Source organism: Actinomyces massiliensis 4401292 (genome assembly GCF_000269805.1).
GTDB classification, from domain to species: Bacteria; Actinomycetota; Actinomycetes; order Actinomycetales; family Actinomycetaceae; genus Actinomyces; species Actinomyces massiliensis.
The window spans coordinates 333,111-349,496 of the sequence record NZ_JH711481.1 but is presented as its reverse complement, the minus strand read 5'-3'; the positions used below and the strand labels follow the sequence as shown (position 1 = coordinate 349,496).

Here is a 16,386-nt window from a genome sequence, read left to right as displayed (position 1 = left end):
CTCAGATGTGCTGACACACCACAACCTCGCACCGGTAGTACCACCGATCTCGGTGCGGAACCGGACCGATCTCGACACGGGTTACGACCGATCTCGAGGCGGAAGTGGACCGATCTCGACGCGGAGTACGACCGATCTCGGCGATAGACACGCTGCTTCCCAACCCTGTGGGCCGCCAGTAGCGTGTCCGGATGAAGTTCCTCAACGGCCTCGCGCCGACCTTCGACCTCACCTATGACGACGTCTTCATGGTGCCCTCGCGCTCGGCCGTGGGCAGCCGCATGGAGGTGGACCTGGCCTCCGATGACGCCACCGGCACGACGATTCCCCTGGTCGTGGCCAATATGACGGCGGTGGCGGGCAAGCGCATGGCCGAGACGGTGGCGCGGCGCGGAGCGATGGCGATCATCCCGCAGGACATCCCCGTGGACGTGGCCATCGACACGGTCGCCCAAGTCAAGGCCTCGCACCGCTTCTACGACACCCCGGTCACCGTCAAGCCGCACCACACCTGCGGTTATGCGCTGGGTCTCATCCCCAAGCGCGCCCATGGTGCGGCCGTCGTCGTCGACCCGGATACGAATGTGCCGGTCGGGCTCGTGGACACCTCCGACGTCTCCGGCGTGGACCGTTTCACCCAGGTCCGCGAGGTCATGAGCACCGAGCTGCTGACCCTGCCCGAGGGCATCGACTCGCGCGAGGCCTTCGCCCGCCTGCGGGCCGCGCACCGCCGCCTGGCGCCCGTCGTGGACGACGGCGGTCGCCTGGTGGGCCTGCTCACGCGCGACGGCGCCGTGCGCTCCACCATCTACGCCCCGGCGCTGGACGCCGCCGAGCGCCTGCGGGTAGGGGCCGCCATCGGCATGAACGGCGACCCGGCCGGACGCGCCGCCGAGCTCGTGGCCGCGGGAGTGGATGTCATCGTCGTCGATACCGCTCACGGCCATCAGGATCGGATGGTTGAGATGGTCGGCGCCGTGCGCGCCGCCCTGGGTCGGGGAATGCCGCTCGTGGCCGGGAACGTCGTCTCGGCGGCGGGCGTGCGCGACCTCGTCGAGGCCGGCGCCTCCATCGTCAAGGTCGGCGTCGGGCCGGGCGCCATGTGCACCACCCGCATGGCCACCGGCGTGGGCCGCCCGCAGTTCTCCGCCGTCCTGGAGTGCGCCGCTGAGGCCGCGCGCCTGGGTGCTCACGTGTGGGCCGACGGCGGTGTGCGCCATCCCCGCGACGTCGCCCTGGCGCTGGCCGCCGGGGCGTCCAACGTCATGGTCGGCTCCTGGTTCGCCGGCACGCACGAGTCGCCCGGCGATATCCAGCACGACGCCGACGGACGGGCCTATAAGGAGAGCTTCGGCATGGCCTCCAAACGGGCCGTCAGCTATCGCACTGAGGGCGAGGACGCCTTCGACCGGGCTCGCAAGGCCCTGTTCGAGGAGGGCATCAGCGCGGGTCGCATGTACCTGGATCCGGCGCGCCCGGGCGTGGAGGACCTCATCGATTCGATTGTGGCGGGGCTGCGCTCGTCCTTCACCTATGCGGGGGCGGGGTCGATCCCGGAGTTCCGCGAGCGAGCGATCGTGGGCATCCAGTCGGCGTCGGGCTACCGGGAGGGCGTGCCGGTACCGGTGAGCTGGTGAGCCCGGCGGTCTGCCCGGTGCGGTGGGCCGAGCTCTGTGAGGCGGGCCGCCCAGCGCGGCCGACCGAGCCCGGCTCGCCTCACCGGTACCGCACAGGGCTGGGCCCGGGCTCAGACTGAGGCCCGGCCCAGGCCCGGTCCAGGCTCGGCCCGGGGTCAGCCGGTCCAGACGATGCCCGCGAGGAAGGCGTTGAAGTCGTCCTCGCTCAGGGTGGGCTGACTGGACTTGCTGAGCACCTTGGCCGTGATGACGAATGTCTTCCCGTTGTGAGTGACGACGGCGCCCCGCTCGGCCAGGTGGGCGCTGCCGTCGGGGGAGGCGCCTCCGCCCTGGAAGGCCTGGCCGCGTTCGCCGTCGATGGTCACGTCCCCCGCATGGGTGAAGCCGGTCGGGTCCAGGCTGACGGTGGCGGCGTCGCTCTGGATGACGTCATCGACGGTGGTGGGCTCGTTCTTCAGCTGGATCACGTAGCCGCTGGCCGAATCCACGCTGTCGAGTTGCTCGAGGTTGGCGGACACGAATGCCAGCCGGTCGGTGGCCGCGTTGTCCGCGAGCGAGTGGCCCTCGGGAATGTAGGTGGCCTTCACAAGCGGTGCGACCTGGTTGCCGTCCGGGGCGGTGTAGTCGGCGGTGGGGACGGACGTCGGCTCAACGGGGCTCGCGTTCGTCGCGGTGGCTCCGGAGTCCGCGGCCGTTGAGGAGGGGTCCGTGGGCGTGCTCGTGGAGCAGGCCGCGAGGGAGGCGGCGAGCGCAGCGGCTCCGACGGCGGCGACAAGACGGCTGTTCATATTCGGTGACGTTTCCTCGGTGGCGATCCTGCGTGTGGAAACGCGAGGTTATCATTACGTTGCCGTGCGAATGCCTGCGCGAACATCATCGCTGATGCTCGGCGTCCTCATTGCTCTGCTGGTCCCGCATCTCGCATCGCGTATCCCGTGCTCCGATCGATTCAGGTGAAGCTCACGAGGGTGCGCACGCGGTCCAGGCCGGCGCCGATGGCGAGTTCCTCGCGCAGTTCGGGATTGGCGGAGTAGAAGTCGATCACCCGCTGGAGCTGGGTGTACCCCACTGTGAAGGCGCTGATGGGCACGCACGCCGGGCGGGCGCCGGAGTCGCTGAGAAAACCGATGAGCATATGACCGCACCACCTGGAGCCGCCGACGACGTGGGGTTGTTCCTCCCATAGGAATACCCGCTCGTATCGGGTTCCCGGCGCTATTTGGAAGCCCTCCGCATCGAGGACGGTCTCCGGGCCCTTGTGCGGTTTCCCGGTGCTCAACCAGAGCATGACGGCGAGAATGAGGAAGACAACCTCCACAATGAGGGAGGGAATGCGGAATCGCTCCTCTTCGGGAAAGCCGATGGTGGTGAAGGAAATTATTATTGTCATGAAAATGAGCGCCGCCGCGCCCAGGCGCGTCATGCGCGGGGCGGCCCGAAAGGATGGCAATTCGACGCAGCCGGGTCCGGCCGTCCACCGTCGATCCGGATTCTTCAGGGGAATGTGAAGAATCCACAGGGTGACGGCCCGCGACAGCATGAGGAGGAAACCGACGACGAGCAGGGCGATGAGCGTCGTCTCCAATCCGGCTGCGGCGATTGCGATGAGGCCGGCGAAGCTTCCGACGGCCCACAGGAGCGCGCGAAGGGGAGCTCTGAGTCTGCGGCGGTCGGCCGTTTCGCAATCGATGGCCCGGGAGGGTACGGGCTGTGTGGGAGGTATCGGAGGTACGGGAGGAAAGCCGGATGAGGAAGCCCGGGCGCCGGCACCGCCGATGGTGCCGTCGACGTCGGGCGGTATGTGCCGAGCAGGTGGAGAACCCATGGCGGGCTGCTCCTGATGCGGTGCTGTGTGCATGGCTGCAGGGCTTTCTCGGTCTGCCGAATGGGATGAACGGGGTGGGGACGCGGTTCGGGCCGGCGTCGGTCACGAGCCTATCGCTCGCGAGGGTTGGTGGGGATTTTTCTTGGCCGGAGGGGGCGAGGGTTCTGGCCGTCAACGGGGCTGCTGCCCTCAACGCCGGCTTCATCCCTGATGACGAAATCCCCGGCTCTCGTGATCGGCCTCGAAACCGTGTTGGCGGCGCGCCCCCTCGTTCACCACGATGCTCAAGCGCCTTCGAGTGCCCCGGCCCGCCTCGCCGACAGCCCTGCTCGGGTGCCGGCACGGCGCATTGACCGCGCCAGGTGTCCAAAACGGAGGAGATTAGCCCGAGCGTCATGCAGCGCGACACCGAAAACACCAGGCAATCGCACGGTTTCTTGGAGATACCCCAGGCCACCGAGGCTTTAATCCCCTCCGTTTTGGACACATCCGGCCCAACAACCCCCACCAATCGACCCCACCAGCACGCCGACCCCACCGGAAACAACCAGCCCCTCAGGAACAACGCGCAGAGGACCACGAATAAGCCTCTTCGCTGCGGGCGGCGAACCTGCGGCCCCTGCGAACCCGCGACCCGGCGGTGGCCGGAAACAGAATCAGCTCTGTGCGGCCGCCAGCGCCTGCTCCAGGTCGGCCACCAGGTCGTCGGCGTCCTCGATGCCGACGCTCAGGCGCAGCAGCCGGTCGGTCAGCCCGTAGGCGGCGCGCGTGGCGGGTGGGACGTCGGCGTGCGTCTGCACGCTCGGGCATGTCACCAGCGACTCCACCCCGCCCAGCGACTCGGCGAAGGTGAAGACCCGCACCGCCCCCAGGAAGGCCGCGATATCGACGTCGTCGGCCAGGTCGAAGGAGATCATGCCCGAGCGCCCCGGGTACAGCACCCGGGTGACGCGCGCGTCCGCCTCCAGGAAGGCCACCACCCGCCGGGCGTTCGCCTCGTGCCGCTCCATGCGCAGGGAGAGGGTCTTCAGGCCGCGCAGCAGCAGGAAGCAGTCGAAGGGGCTGAGCGTCGCGCCGGTGGTGTTGAGCCGGTACATGAGGCGCCCGCCGAGGTCCGGGTCTGCCGTGACGACGGCGCCCGCCATGACGTCGTTGTGCCCGCCGAGGTACTTGGTCGCCGAGTACACGACGACGTCGGCTCCCAGCTCCAGTGGCCGGCAGATGACCGGGGTGTAGAAGGTGTTGTCCACCGCCAGCAGTGCCCCGGCGCCGTGCGCCCAGCCTGCCACTCGGGCGATGTCGATTTCGGCCATCATCGGGTTGGTGGGCGTCTCGATGAGCACCAGGGAGGCCGGGCGTTGCAGCGCCTCGCGCAGGCCCTCCTCGCCGATGACGAAGTCCACCTCGTAGGCGCCGTCCTCGGCCAGCACCTGCAAGTAGCGGTAGGTGCCTCCGTACAGGTCCTCCAGCGCGACCACCCGGCTGCCGTAGGGGGCGAGGGTCTCGACGGCGAGTTGGATGGCGGCCATCCCCGAGGACAGGGCGAAGCCCGCGGTCCCGCCGTCGAGGCGCGCCAGTGCGTCCTGCAGGACGTCGCGGGTGGGGGAGGCCGTGCGGGTGTAGTCGTAGCCTGTCGATTCGCGCAGGCCCGGGTGACCGAAGGCGGTCGACAGGTGGATCGGGGTGGTGATCGCGCCGGTGGCGGGGTCGGTGGCGGTGCCCGCATGGGCGAGTACCGTGTCCAGGGCCCAGGCCGGGGGCTCCGCCGGCCAAGAGGCATGATGCTGGATCGGTACGGTGCGACAGCCGGAATGGTCGTCGGCGGAGGTGAGCGGGGCAGGCGGTGTGGTCGGGGCAGGCGGTGTAGTCGGTGCAGTCATGATGCGGTTTCTCCTGGGGCGGGGGCGGGTGTGGGTGGCGACCGATCTCGCGGCGGAGTACGACCGATCTCGATGCGGAGTACGACCGATCTCGGCGGGTCAGGCAGCGGTGGGTCAGGCAGCGGTGGCGGTGTCGGCCCGATGAGTCCGAGGCGCGCGCCGGGCCATGAGGGCGCTCACGCCGGCTTCGAGCCGGTTCAGGGCCTCATCCAGGATGGCGCGCGGGCAGGCGACGTTCATGCGGGTGAAGCCCCGACCGCCGGCGCCGAAGATCGCGCCGTCGTCGAGCCACAGCCCGGCCTCGCCCAGGATGAAGTCGTCGAGCTCGTCCGCCCCCAGCCCTGTGGCCGCGAGCAGACCGGTGCAGTCCAGCCACAGCAGGTAGGTGCCCTCGCAGGGCGCGGCCGTGATGCCGGGCACCGCCTTCAGGCGCTCGACGACGTGCTCACGGGCCGCCGCGATGTGCTCGCGCAGCTCGTCGAGCCAGGCGTCGCCGTTCTCGTAGGCGGCGCGGCAGGCGACCAGCCCCAGGGCGTTGGGCTGGGAGTAGCCGCCGGCGTCGAGCTCGGTGCGGAAGCGGGCGCGCAGCGCGGGGTCGGGGATGAGGATGTTGGCCACCTGCAGTCCGGCGAGATTGAATGCCTTGGACGGCGAGGTGCACGTGACCGTGCGGGCGGCCACCTCCGCGCCCAGCGAGGCGAAGGGCGTCGTGCGGTGGCCGGGAAGGGCGAGGTCGGCGTGGATCTCGTCGGCCACGACGACGACGCCGTGGCGGGCGGTCACCTCCGCCAGCTGCGCCAGTTCGTCTCGCGACCACACGCGCCCCACCGGATTGTGCGGATTGCACAGCAGCAGCAGTCGGGCGCCGGTGCGTGCCAGGGTCGCCTCCAGCGCCTCGGCATCGCGCCGATAAGCGCCGTCGGCATCACGGACCAGCTCTACCGAGGCGACCGTCCGGCCGTTCGCCTCGACGACCTCCCGGAAGGGGTAATAGACGGGCTCCTCGATGACGACGACGTCGCCGGGGGCGGTCAGGGCCCGCACCGCCAGTGCCAGGGCGGGCACGACGCCGGGGGTGATCACGTTCCAGGCGGGGTCGATCCGCCAGTCGTAGCGGCGGGAGAACCAGCCGGCCAGGGCGGTGTTGTAGTCGGCGTCCGGTTCGGAGTAGCCGAAGATTCCATGGCGCACCCGCCAGAGGAGGGCGGAGGTCACGCAGGGCGCGGTGGCGTGGTCCATGTCCGCCACCCACAGGGGCAGGGCCGTGGTGGGGCGGCCTCGCTCGGCGGCGAAGTCCCACTTGAGGGAGCCGGTGCCGGTGCGGTCGTGGACCAGGTCGAACGGGGAGAGGTCGGGGAGGTCATTGCCATGGCCGGGGCCGGGGTCGCAGGTGAGGGGAGTCGAAGCGGCTAACACTGCCAGAGCTGCCGGAGCGGCCGGGGTGCTGCGTGTGCGGGCGGGGGCGAGAGGTGAGTCGAGGGCGGAGGCGAGGGCTGGGACATGAGCTGACATGGCTGGCGGGTCCTTGGGCCGGCACGTGCGAGGGCCGCCGCGCGGGGCGGTGGGCGCGTGCGAAGAACGGGGGATGAGCGATGAACACGAACCGCCGACGGCGCGGCGGGCGCGGAGTGCAACGAGCGGGCTGTGCGCGGGGCTCGGACTCTGACCGTTATTCGGGCTACAGCGACGGCTGGCGCTGTCAGCGCATGTGCATTCGACGCATGACCTGGGCGCGCACCGGCAGGGCACGGGTCATGGACGTCGCAGCAGTCATGGGGCGAGCGTAGCGGCTGGTGCGAGGATGCGCCAAGCGGGATGAGCCCGGTGCGTTCGTAGACGGCGGGCCCGGCCGGGTGTGCCGCCTATGAACGCACCGAACGCACCGGGCGCGCGCTCAGCCGACCGGCTCGTAGACGGCGAGTGCGCCGCGCTCGGGTGAGCAGCCGACTGCTGTGTCGGGATCGGAGAAGACGAGGTAAACCCCTCTACTCGGATCTAGGTCGGGCACCTCGATGGCCTCCCCAGTTTTCGCGTTGACCATGGTACGAAAGGCCGTCTTCGGAGATCCGATCCCACCTCTGTTGAACATCACGAGTCGCCCCTTTTCGGTGGTGTCTGGCTGCAGGAAGGTGCAGATGTCGCTCGGCATGCCGTCTTGGTAGACATGGGGTTCGGGGGGCGTCCACGGAGGAGCCGCTGTCCATGGCGATCCTGGCGACGCAGCCGTTGCCATTCAGGGTGTATTCACCGACTCGCTTGTTTTCGGGGGTGTCGAGGATGGGGGATTAGCCTTCATCAATGTTGATGATTGTCACTCCGGCGGTGACGTAGCGCTTGCCATGGCGCACGGTGACACCATGAGTCGCAAGCGCATTCGACGTGTCGTTGACACTTCAGGCGGTGCTGCCGTCCCGTTCCCAGGACCTCCAGTCCTGTACGCCGTCGATTGGGCGTTTGCACGGGCATGCCGCCGGGCATCGAACCTGGCGGGAGCAGCTGCTGGTAGTGCGTTGGAACCGGTTGCGTTGGCTGCTGATGGGGTTGAGCACCTTGCTGCGGGGGCCTCTGTGTCCATGCGAGCGCGCCGGGGGCGGACGGCGGGTAGGGGTAGGGGCCGTCGGGCTGCGGTGGCTGATAAGGAGGGGCCCCTAAGTCATGTTCGTATGTATCGTTTGGGTATCGCCCGCTAGCGAAGGTTGGGTGTGTAACTGGTGAGGGTGCCGTCTGCTGGCGAGTAGCCGACGATCTTCTTGGAATCGACGAAGGCGAACACGGCTCCGCTGTTCGGATCCATTCCTTCGAAGTCGATCTGCTGCCCTGTCGCGGCGTCATACATCAGTGAGAAAGGAGCGGCATTTACGGACTGCTTCATTCCGACAGTCACCACCTTCGCATGGTCGGAGACCTGAGTGTCATGTTGATCGAAGCAGGGGAAAGTGGTTGTATCGAAGCCAGTGAGGTCGATAGCGGCGGCGTTGGTCATTGAGATCGTCTTCGCGCACTCCTTATCGCCTTCGCTTGTAAAATTTATTGTCCCGGCCAGTGAGGCGGGGTCGTCATCTACCCATAGTGAGCGGAATCCTTGGGCCGAGCGAGGCCCTGGGAGGTAGATGGGCTGGGTGTCGAAATCTCTGCGAAGAGTGTCTGTGGATGTGGGGTCGCCACCGTTCTCCTCATAAAAGGAGATGTGCCATTCCCCTGTGGCTTTGTCCTTTGAGACGACCGACCATCCCTTGTCCGTGCTGACCGTGATGTATTGGGATGTTTTCTTCTCCGGCAGGGTGAATTCCACCATCTTTCCAGTACTAATATTGATGGCGTAGAGGCCGGCAATGGTGGCGTACTTCTCGCCAGAAAAAACTCGGACGGTCTCATAGTTTTGACCGTATTTCAAGATGTTTTCGGCCACATCGGTTGATTGTTCGGAAAAAGTGGATGGGTCGTTGACCGCGGTTGACCACATGGAGCTGGTATTGCCCTCGCGATAGCCTGCGCAGGTGGTTTTCTGGCAGGCGACGACGACGTCGCCGGCTACGACGGGCACAGCATCTTCGGGCCATGGGGCGTCGCTGGTGTCGCCGGTCGTGATGTTATAGATGTTTCTTCCATGAATAAGCGTGTTCTTGCCCCAGATCAGGAATGCGGGATAAACTGGGTTATTCTTCGCTGAGAGCCCGGCTACGGAATCCTTCGAAGTGTCTACAGTTGTGGACCACGCCTTGGAGACTCCGGAGTCGCTCATCGTATAGGCAGTGAGGGTGGAATTCTGGGTGCCGTCGCCGTCAGGTTTCACCGAGAAGAGATGATCAGCGGAAGTGAAGATCGAGGCGTCTGTGTCGATTGTCGAAGTCCATTGCTTCGTTGAGCCATTCGCCCAGGAGTCTGACGGGACTGCGTAGTACGGGTAATCTATCCTCGACGGACGTGCATAGTTGGTGCCTCCCGTGATCAGCAGGACTCCTCCGATGACGGTGACCAGGGTCAGCGCCCCGGCTAGGGCGGCGATAACCGCGGTGCGCAGGTTAAAGCGCGCCCTGCGGTCGGGGGTGGGCGTAGGGGCGGGCAGACTCATGAACTCGATGGTAACGGTGATGCCTCTGCCGGGGCGTGCGGTGGACGGGGCGGGTAACACGGGGAGGGTTCCCCTGATTCCGACGCACCCAACTCCATTCTACTTAGTAGTCGATGGGCGGGCCTGTGCCTAGCCTTGTGTTTCGTGGGGTGGTTGGATTGGTCTATGGGGGTTCGGGCTTGCTGGGATGGGGCGGGTAGGGACTGCGGGCGTGTGAGGCCGCTTATGAACGTCTCGGTCCAGGGGTGAGAGGCCTTGTAGCGGATGATAGTGCGCCGGGCGTGGTGAGTAGTGATGGCGGCGGGGATGGCCATCAGTCGGTGGCGCTGTGTTCCCGGCTCCCATCTGCGGGCACGGGTTCCGGCCAGGGCCAGCATGTCTGCCCAGGCCAGGGTGTCGCGGGCCAAGGTGGTGATCGGGCACCACGCGCGGTTGGCAGCAAAGCCAGGGAAAGGCAATGCTCCCAGCTCGGTACTCGTGGCGCAGCGGATGCGGTCGGAGCACCTGGCCCTCAAGCGGTGCCTGACTTCCAGGTCGGGCAGCTGGCCGATACCGGTGTTGGTTGCGAAAGCAGTCAGGCGGTAGCCATCGACGTCTTCGAAGCGCAACGGAGCCCCGAGGTGGGGCCGTTCCCTGCGCATGATGGCCCGCATACCCGGCGGCCAGGCAGCTAGGTCCAGCAGGTCGGTGATCTCAGTGACATCCGCGCCATCTTTGGGCTGCCCGTCAGTGTTGTAGGCCGGACTCCAAGCCCTCTGGGGGATCGTCCGGTAGATCTGGGGCATGTGGTCAGGCAGGGTGAAGCCCACGCTGTAGGACGCCCGCCGCCGAGATGCCCGCAGCAGGGGCGTGCTCGCCGCCAAGACCCACACCCGCTGGTGCGCGGTTATGCGGCGGGCCGTGCTGATGGCCTTGTGGACCGCCTCAATGTCCCCGGTCAGATCCTTGACCAACCGGCAGACCGTGGGGGTGAGGCCACCGGCCCGAACATCCTCACTTCTGGGCACGCAAGGAGGGCTAAGTCCGGGACGCACTTCCCGCCTAGGGCCAGCGATAAGGCAAGATCACAGATGACCTTGCCCGGACCGTGCACAGCCCCCGGCTTGCGCCACCGGTCCAGAACCCGAGACAGACCCAGCCCCAGACCCGCAGCACGGATCGTCTCCGTCAGCAGCCCGGCCCCGGCAAGCCCCGCCGTGTTGATCTCACCGGCCTCAACCCTCACCCCCGGATACAACCGGTGCCATTGACCAGGAAGGTGCTCCTCATCCTGAACATGCACGACTTAAGCAACCCGCATTATTCCAGGAAAAAGAGCATCTTCACCCCGCCTTTAGAACACCAACCACAAAAATTCAAGGCCAGCTAGAAAGCCGGGCTTCTCGGTGACTCAGCTGGACACCGGATTAGACGGGCACACCTACTTGATCGTCCCTGGAGACGATTGGAGGCGCGCTACCTGTGTGTGGTACTCGGACACCGGCCGCACCCTGACCATCACCATCGCAATAGAACAAGATCAGATCCCCGATGACGAACTGCCACAGCGAGCAGAAGACCTGATGATCTACATCGGCTCCACACTCCAAACCGTCTACCCCCTCCCCACCGACAACGCCACACCGCCACGGCCCACACCGGATGAGCCAGACGAAGAAGAACAATAATGAACCACCTGCACGCAGTCTCGATTCGCAAACGAGCGGCCGTCTCGCTCGCAGTGCTCTGCCTGGGCCTTGGCGTTGGGGCTTGCTCTGGATTTCCTGGCTCCCACAACCCTTCACGCACCGCAAAATCCACGCCAGTAACGGACGAATACATCTGCGGCGGCGCGCTATCAACACAACAACTCAAAGAAACACTCGACTACGAAATACTCTCATACAGATACAACAATGGCCCCATAAAGCCTAATGGCGGAAGCGGGAGAATTGAATATATCTACAACTGTAACACCACTTCCTACGCCAATTCCGACCCATTCGGACTTCTCGAATTGAGCTATGCCTCGAGTAATTCTTTGGGAAATAACCCAGGCTTTGATGGTTGGCTGTATTTCGATGATATTCCCTCCCATTTTCCAAATACCGCTAAAGCGGTTGAACTCGACGGAAAAGACGGCGAGGGATGGTCGTGGACCGCGGACAACGGTGCATACATCGCGTGGCGCTACCCCGACGGCACCATGCTCTATGTGCGACTGACCAGTGCGGACGACAACCCCGTCACGCCCGACCAACAAGACGCCCTACTACAAGTCTTCACCCCACTCATCGACACCGTCCCGCCCATCGCCGCCGGCCCACCCGATCAAGCCAGCTACCCAACCCCCACCTAACATTTCCACGACTCGGCGGCGCGCCGGGACTCCATGACTGTGAATGATTACACGACATCGGCCTCGGACCTTCCAGACCTCACCCCATAGCGTTACAGCCCATTTGCGCGCGCTGTAGAGACTATATGGAGACTCTAGAGTGCTGTGTAATTTTTCAGATTATCAACGATCTGCGGTCAAGTAGTCCTCGCGTTATGGGGAGAACTGCTCATGGGTAGCCGTTGATGGGTGGAATAAATAAGGCCTATCCTCGATCGGTTCCCTGTTTCCTGGTGTTGAAAGGCCGTGATGGAGCCGATGTCGCCTTCCGTTGGTCGTGCTGTTCTTGGTTGGTGTGTGGTGGGGTTGGGGCGATGGTGGTGGTTGTGGGTGTGTCTGGGTATGGGCCACCGACCAGACCCCCGCGAAAGTCACGGCCACCGCCACAGCAGGACCAGCGACCGCCACCGTCACGGCGGTCTCTGATGGCCTCAGACTCTCCACCCCGGACTCAGAGCCGAACTGCCAAGGCTTTTCGGCACCCCCTGGACCAAGGGAACAGGAGAGGGGACGTCTGACTGCACGATCGAGTTCACCCGCTCCTCAGCCCACCTGGGCGGAACCACACCCCTGGACATCTCAGTGGGCTACTCGATCTCCTACACCGCCACCGACGGCGCCACCGGAGACCTCGACCCCGTCACCACCACATCCACCACCAACATCCCCGTCGCCGAAATCCAAACCATCAACAACAACGACAACTCATGAACCCCGCCATCTCAACACCACAACAAAACGGATGCTGGAAAAGGTGATTCCCCGCCTACACCACCCGCACCGGCACGACCGTCGTCAGCGATTCCCCGCGGTGCTCGAGCTCGCCGATGCAGACCTCGACCCCGAAGACCCGGGCCAGCGTCGCCTCGTCCATGACCTCGCGGGTCGGACCGGATGTCGCCCGGTGCTGGGAGTCCAGGAGCAGCACGCGGTCGGCGATTCCCAGGGCGTGCGCCGGGTAGTGCGTGTTCATGATGACGCTCAGGCCCCGCTCGCGGATCAGCGTGCGCAGCAGGTCCAGGACGATCAGCTGATTGTGGAAGTCCAAACCGGTCTCCGGCTCGTCCAGGACCAGCACCTCCGGCTCCGCCACCAGCGCTCGGGCGATGAGCACCATCTGGAACTGCCCGCCCGACATCGTCCGGCACGGCATGAGCGCCAGCGCCTCCGCGCCGATACCCGCCAGGGCCTCCTCGGCCATCTCCCGTTCGCGCGGCCCCGGCTGGGCGAGCAGCGGCAGGTGCGGGCTGCGCCCGAGCATCACCATGTCCAGGCCCGTCAAACCGGTCGCATTGGAATTGCGAGTCTGCGGCACGTAGGCGATCCGCCGCCCGACTTCCCGGGGGGATAGCGCGGCCAGATCGACGCCGTCGAGAAGGGTCGCCCCGGACTCCCACTTCTGCAGGCCGAGCATGGTGCGCAGCAGCGTCGTCTTGCCCGCCCCATTGGGGCCCAGGATCGCCAGCAGCTCGCGATCCCCGACCTCGACCTCGATGTGCTCCAGGATCGGGGTCGGCGCACCCGGATAGCGGAAGGTGCCGTCGTCCACCACCAGCTTCGGGCTCATGCCTGCACCCCGCCCGTGCGGCGCAGCAGCGTGATGAAGAAGGGCGCCCCCACGATCGCAGTGACGACGGAGACGGGAACCTCCGAGGCGGTCAGCGTGCGCGCGACCGTGTCGATCGCGATCATGGCGCTCGCCCCCAGCAGCAGGCAGACCGGGATCAGGTACCGGTTGTCGGAGCCGGTCAGCATGCGCGCCGCGTGAGGCACGATGAGCCCGACCCACCCGACCTGGCCGCACAGGGAGATCACCGACGCCGTCACCACCGTCGCGCACACGATCAGCAGGATGCGCAGGCGGCGGACGTCCACCCCCGCCGCCCGCGCCTCGTCCTCGGACAGGGCCAGCACATTGAGCCGCCACCGCAGAGCCACGATGACGCCGGAGCCGATCACGATGAAGGGCGTCGCCAGGGCGATCTGCTGCCAGGACGACCCCGCCAGGGACCCCATGAGCCAGTAGGTGATCTCCGGCAGCTTGCTGGTGGGATCCGCGGTGAGCTTGAGCATCGACAGGACGGCGTCCGCCAGGGCGGAGACGATCACGCCCGCCAGTACCAGGGTGACGACGTCGGTGCCCCCGTTGCGGCGGCGCGCCACCGCCGTCGTGACGGCCACCGTGATCAGGCCGGCCACCAGCGCCGTGAGCTGAACGCCGAGCATCCCCCACCCCAGCAGCAGGGCGACGACGGCCCCCACGCAGGTTCCCGAGGCCACGCCCAGCGTGTCCGGAGTGGCCAGCGGGTTGGAGAAGAGCGATTGGAAGGCGGCGCCCGAGACCGCCATGCCCGACCCGATGAGGATCGCGACGGTGATGCGGGGCATCCGCAGGTTGAATACCACCGAGTCGGCCCTCCGGTCCGGGGAGACCCCACCCGTGATGCGGGCGCCGATCGCCCCGACCATCTCCTGCGGACTCACGCCGTAGCGGCCCACCATGATGGACACCGCGGCGCAGGCCAGCACGAGAACCACCAGGAGCGGCAGGACCCAGGGGCGCAGACGGGCCCGGTGCAGGAAGGGGGCTTGCATCAGGCGTCGGGGTTGATGATCGTCGTGACCTGGTCATCGGTCAGGTCGAAGGCGTACATCTGCTTGTAGTAGTCCTTGGTCAGAGCGGGCAGGTCGATGTCGGTGAACTTGTCCGGGTAGAGGCTGGAGCCGACCCAGTAGGCGGCCAGCGACGCATCCGGATTGGGGGTGAACCAGTTCCACATGCCCAGGCCGGTGGAGTAGACGGCCTTGTTCTCATAGGCCTTCAACTGGGTGAAATCGACGCCGCCGGCGCTTCCCGCCAGGATATCCTTGGCGGTCAGGTCGCTCATCCCCTTGCCCGTCACCAGGATGCAGTCCGAGTTCCAGTCGAGGACCGTCTCGAGCTCGGTCGGTGCGGCGGAGCCGGTGAGGTCCTTGGCCGAGTCGGTGTAATTCATGCGCTTGGCCCAGGAGTCGGTGAACCAGCCCTCGGTGCCCGCGGCCACCGTGATCATGCCGTCCTTGACGCCCATGAGCACGAATGTCGAGAGTTTGTCGGCCTCCGCGATCTGGGCGGCGCGCGCCTGGGCGTCCTCGACGTACCCGGTGCCGAGGGCGATCTTGTCGGTCATCTTGCCGGGCTCATCGAACACGTCCTCCAGCAGGTGCATCCAGTCCGCGTAGGTGCTGGTCGGGTCGCCCTCCGTGGTGAAGCCGACGGCGGGGATGCCGGCCTGCTCGAACAGCTGGCCGTGCTTGTCGTTGCTGGCGTTGTACAGGACGACATCCACGTTGAGCGCCAGCAGCGATTCGACGTTGAGCTCGCCGTTGTCGTAGTAGGAGGTGTCCACCTCGAGGATCTCGGGAGCGATCTCGGCGGCGATGGTGTCCTTCAGGGCGGCCACCCGGGCCGCGCTCATGCCGACGAGGTTGGGCGCCGAACCGTCGAAGTAGGCGATATAGGTCGACTCGATCGGGATCTGGTCGATCGCCACGCGTGTGACCGTGGCCGGCAGGGTGACCTGCTTGTCGCCGTGGTCGGTGATCGTGCGGGTGCCGCCATCGCCTGTGCCGCCCGAGCCGTCCGAGCTCGAGCAGGCGGCCAGGGCGGTGCTCGTGGCGGCGGTGAGGGAGGCGAGGAGGAATTGCTTGCGGGAGAGCTGCATGGGTGTCCTTAGGGCACGGAAAGGTAACGGCGAACAGCCGGAGCCTATGGCAGCTTAGGCTTTCCTAACAAAGGGGTGCGGCTGTGGGCGGGCTGCGCCGGCCGCACGCTGACGGGACGCCGGCCGTCAGTCGATGATGCCGTAGAGGCGGTCGCCGGCGTCGCCCAGGCCCGGGACGATGTAGGCGTGCTCGTTGAGCCGCTCGTCCTCGGCCGCGGTGACCACGGTGACGTTGGCGCGATCGCCCACAGCGGCCTCAAGGGTCTTGATGCCCTCCGGGGCGGCGATGAGGCAGATGGCGGTGACGTCGCGGGCACCGCGCTCCAGCAGGTAGTCGATGGCGGCGACCAGGGTGTGGCCGGTGGCGAGCATGGGGTCGATGACGAAGCACTGGCGGCCGGACAGGTCGTCCGGCAGGCGGTTGGCGTAGGTCTCGACCTCGAGGGTGTCGTCGTCGCGCTTCATGCCCAGGAAGCCGACCTCCGCCGTGGGCAGCAGCCGAGTCATGCCCTCGAGCATGCCCAGGCCCGCCCGCAGGATCGGCACGACGATGGGCCGCGGCTCGGCCAGGCGCAGGCAGTGGGCGACTGCCACCGGGGTGGTGATCTCGACCTTCTCGGTGCGCACCTCGCGAGTGGCCTCGTAGGCCAGCAGGGTGACGAGCTCATCGACCAGCGGACGGAAGACGGCCGACGGCGTTCTCCGGTCGCGCAGGACCGAGAGCTTGTGGTCGATGAGCGGGTGATCGGCAACGTGAAGACGCATGTGATCAGCCTACGCGTGCGGGCCCGCCCGACGTGCAGAACCGCGGCTGCGCCCGTGGCCGTGACGTCGCCTGCTGCCTTTACTGCGCTCCTTTCCCTCTTACTGTACGAGGAAAAGGAGCGCAGT

General features: G+C 66.5%; 14 protein-coding genes and 1 pseudogene. 4 read left to right on the top strand and 11 right to left on the bottom strand.

Going from position 1 to position 16,386, the window contains the following annotated elements; genetic code table 11:
• The first annotated feature begins 191 nt into the window (after nucleotides 1–191).
• Complete coding sequence (locus tag W5W_RS0101500; RefSeq protein WP_017194058.1) at nucleotides 192–1,637, top strand: GuaB1 family IMP dehydrogenase-related protein; 1,446 nt, start codon at nucleotides 192–194, stop codon at nucleotides 1,635–1,637.
• Between the two features lie 155 nt (nucleotides 1,638–1,792).
• Here W5W_RS0101500 and W5W_RS0101495 read toward each other — a convergent pair whose 3' ends face one another.
• The 7 genes and pseudogenes from W5W_RS0101495 to W5W_RS15445 form a co-directional block, all read right to left on the bottom strand.
• Nucleotides 1,793–2,425 carry a hypothetical protein gene (locus W5W_RS0101495; protein ID WP_017194057.1) on the bottom strand — a complete coding sequence of 211 codons (633 nt, stop codon included), beginning with the start codon at nucleotides 2,423–2,425 and terminating at the stop codon, nucleotides 1,793–1,795.
• A gap of 161 nt (nucleotides 2,426–2,586) precedes the next feature.
• Nucleotides 2,587–3,462: a hypothetical protein gene (locus tag W5W_RS0101490; RefSeq protein WP_017194056.1), complete on the bottom strand. Its 876-nt coding sequence runs from the start codon at nucleotides 3,460–3,462 to the stop codon at nucleotides 2,587–2,589.
• 656 nt (nucleotides 3,463–4,118) lie between these two features.
• Nucleotides 4,119–5,342 (bottom strand): PLP-dependent transferase, encoded by a 1,224-nt coding sequence (locus tag W5W_RS0101485; RefSeq protein ID WP_017194055.1) that lies wholly within the window; start codon nucleotides 5,340–5,342, stop codon nucleotides 4,119–4,121.
• A gap of 114 nt (nucleotides 5,343–5,456) precedes the next feature.
• Nucleotides 5,457–6,854, bottom strand: a complete 1,398-nt coding sequence (locus W5W_RS0101480; protein ID WP_017194054.1) for a MalY/PatB family protein — start codon at nucleotides 6,852–6,854, stop codon at nucleotides 5,457–5,459.
• A 382-nt stretch (nucleotides 6,855–7,236) separates the two neighbouring features.
• Nucleotides 7,237–7,491 (bottom strand): hypothetical protein, encoded by a 255-nt coding sequence (locus W5W_RS0101475; RefSeq protein ID WP_017194053.1) that lies wholly within the window; start codon nucleotides 7,489–7,491, stop codon nucleotides 7,237–7,239.
• A gap of 537 nt (nucleotides 7,492–8,028) precedes the next feature.
• Complete coding sequence (locus W5W_RS15940) at nucleotides 8,029–9,414, bottom strand: hypothetical protein (RefSeq protein ID WP_154650217.1); 1,386 nt, start codon at nucleotides 9,412–9,414, stop codon at nucleotides 8,029–8,031.
• A gap of 185 nt (nucleotides 9,415–9,599) precedes the next feature.
• A pseudogene (locus W5W_RS15445) lies at nucleotides 9,600–10,651 on the bottom strand (transposase); the annotation flags it as partial.
• Nucleotides 10,652–10,877: 226 nt separating this feature from the next.
• Between W5W_RS15445 and W5W_RS15935 the strand changes: the two are divergent.
• The 3 genes from W5W_RS15935 (at nucleotide 10,878) to W5W_RS16840 (ending at nucleotide 12,502) form a co-directional block, all read left to right on the top strand.
• Complete coding sequence (locus W5W_RS15935) at nucleotides 10,878–11,081, top strand: hypothetical protein (RefSeq protein ID WP_154650216.1); 204 nt, start codon at nucleotides 10,878–10,880, stop codon at nucleotides 11,079–11,081.
• Nucleotides 11,081–11,752, top strand: a complete 672-nt coding sequence (locus tag W5W_RS15930) for a hypothetical protein (RefSeq protein WP_154650215.1) — start codon at nucleotides 11,081–11,083, stop codon at nucleotides 11,750–11,752. The genes W5W_RS15935 and W5W_RS15930 overlap by 1 nt, the downstream gene beginning before the upstream one ends.
• Nucleotides 11,753–12,373: 621 nt before the next feature.
• On the top strand, nucleotides 12,374–12,502 hold the full coding sequence (locus W5W_RS16840; RefSeq protein WP_017194049.1) for a hypothetical protein: 129 nt from the start codon (nucleotides 12,374–12,376) through the stop codon (nucleotides 12,500–12,502).
• Between the two features lie 55 nt (nucleotides 12,503–12,557).
• Here W5W_RS16840 and W5W_RS0101450 read toward each other — a convergent pair whose 3' ends face one another.
• From W5W_RS0101450 to upp, 4 genes are all read right to left on the bottom strand, one after another.
• Complete coding sequence (locus tag W5W_RS0101450; RefSeq protein WP_034498253.1) at nucleotides 12,558–13,358, bottom strand: ABC transporter ATP-binding protein; 801 nt, start codon at nucleotides 13,356–13,358, stop codon at nucleotides 12,558–12,560.
• Complete coding sequence (locus W5W_RS0101445) at nucleotides 13,355–14,386, bottom strand: FecCD family ABC transporter permease (protein ID WP_017194047.1); 1,032 nt, start codon at nucleotides 14,384–14,386, stop codon at nucleotides 13,355–13,357. Before W5W_RS0101445 ends, W5W_RS0101450 begins: the two co-directional genes overlap by 4 nt.
• Nucleotides 14,386–15,495, bottom strand: a complete 1,110-nt coding sequence (locus tag W5W_RS0101440) for an ABC transporter substrate-binding protein (protein WP_017194046.1) — start codon at nucleotides 15,493–15,495, stop codon at nucleotides 14,386–14,388. Before W5W_RS0101440 ends, W5W_RS0101445 begins: the two co-directional genes overlap by 1 nt.
• Before the next feature lie 126 nt (nucleotides 15,496–15,621).
• Entirely contained in the window at nucleotides 15,622–16,260 is a 639-nt protein-coding gene (gene upp, locus W5W_RS0101435) for a uracil phosphoribosyltransferase (protein ID WP_017194045.1), read from the bottom strand.
• Nucleotides 16,261–16,386 lie beyond the last annotated feature (126 nt).

What these genes read in the sequence shown, in the direction of transcription:
- W5W_RS0101485 (WP_017194055.1), bottom strand. Translation starts at nt 5,342, where the DNA reads ATGACTGCACCGACTACACCGCCTGCCCCGACCACACCGCCTGCCCCG.
- W5W_RS0101440 (WP_017194046.1), bottom strand. Translation starts at nt 15,495, where the DNA reads ATGCAGCTCTCCCGCAAGCAATTCCTCCTCGCCTCCCTCACCGCCGCC.
- W5W_RS0101450 (WP_034498253.1), bottom strand. Translation starts at nt 13,358, where the DNA reads ATGAGCCCGAAGCTGGTGGTGGACGACGGCACCTTCCGCTATCCGGGT.
- W5W_RS0101445 (WP_017194047.1), bottom strand. Translation starts at nt 14,386, where the DNA reads ATGCAAGCCCCCTTCCTGCACCGGGCCCGTCTGCGCCCCTGGGTCCTG.
- W5W_RS0101480 (WP_017194054.1), bottom strand. Translation starts at nt 6,854, where the DNA reads ATGTCAGCTCATGTCCCAGCCCTCGCCTCCGCCCTCGACTCACCTCTC.
- W5W_RS15930 (WP_154650215.1), top strand. Translation starts at nt 11,081, where the DNA reads ATGAACCACCTGCACGCAGTCTCGATTCGCAAACGAGCGGCCGTCTCG.
- W5W_RS0101490 (WP_017194056.1), bottom strand. Translation starts at nt 3,462, where the DNA reads ATGGGTTCTCCACCTGCTCGGCACATACCGCCCGACGTCGACGGCACC.
- upp (WP_017194045.1), bottom strand. Translation starts at nt 16,260, where the DNA reads ATGCGTCTTCACGTTGCCGATCACCCGCTCATCGACCACAAGCTCTCG.
- W5W_RS0101475 (WP_017194053.1), bottom strand. Translation starts at nt 7,491, where the DNA reads ATGCCGAGCGACATCTGCACCTTCCTGCAGCCAGACACCACCGAAAAG.
- W5W_RS0101500 (WP_017194058.1), top strand. Translation starts at nt 192, where the DNA reads ATGAAGTTCCTCAACGGCCTCGCGCCGACCTTCGACCTCACCTATGAC.
- W5W_RS15940 (WP_154650217.1), bottom strand. Translation starts at nt 9,414, where the DNA reads ATGAGTCTGCCCGCCCCTACGCCCACCCCCGACCGCAGGGCGCGCTTT.
- W5W_RS0101495 (WP_017194057.1), bottom strand. Translation starts at nt 2,425, where the DNA reads ATGAACAGCCGTCTTGTCGCCGCCGTCGGAGCCGCTGCGCTCGCCGCC.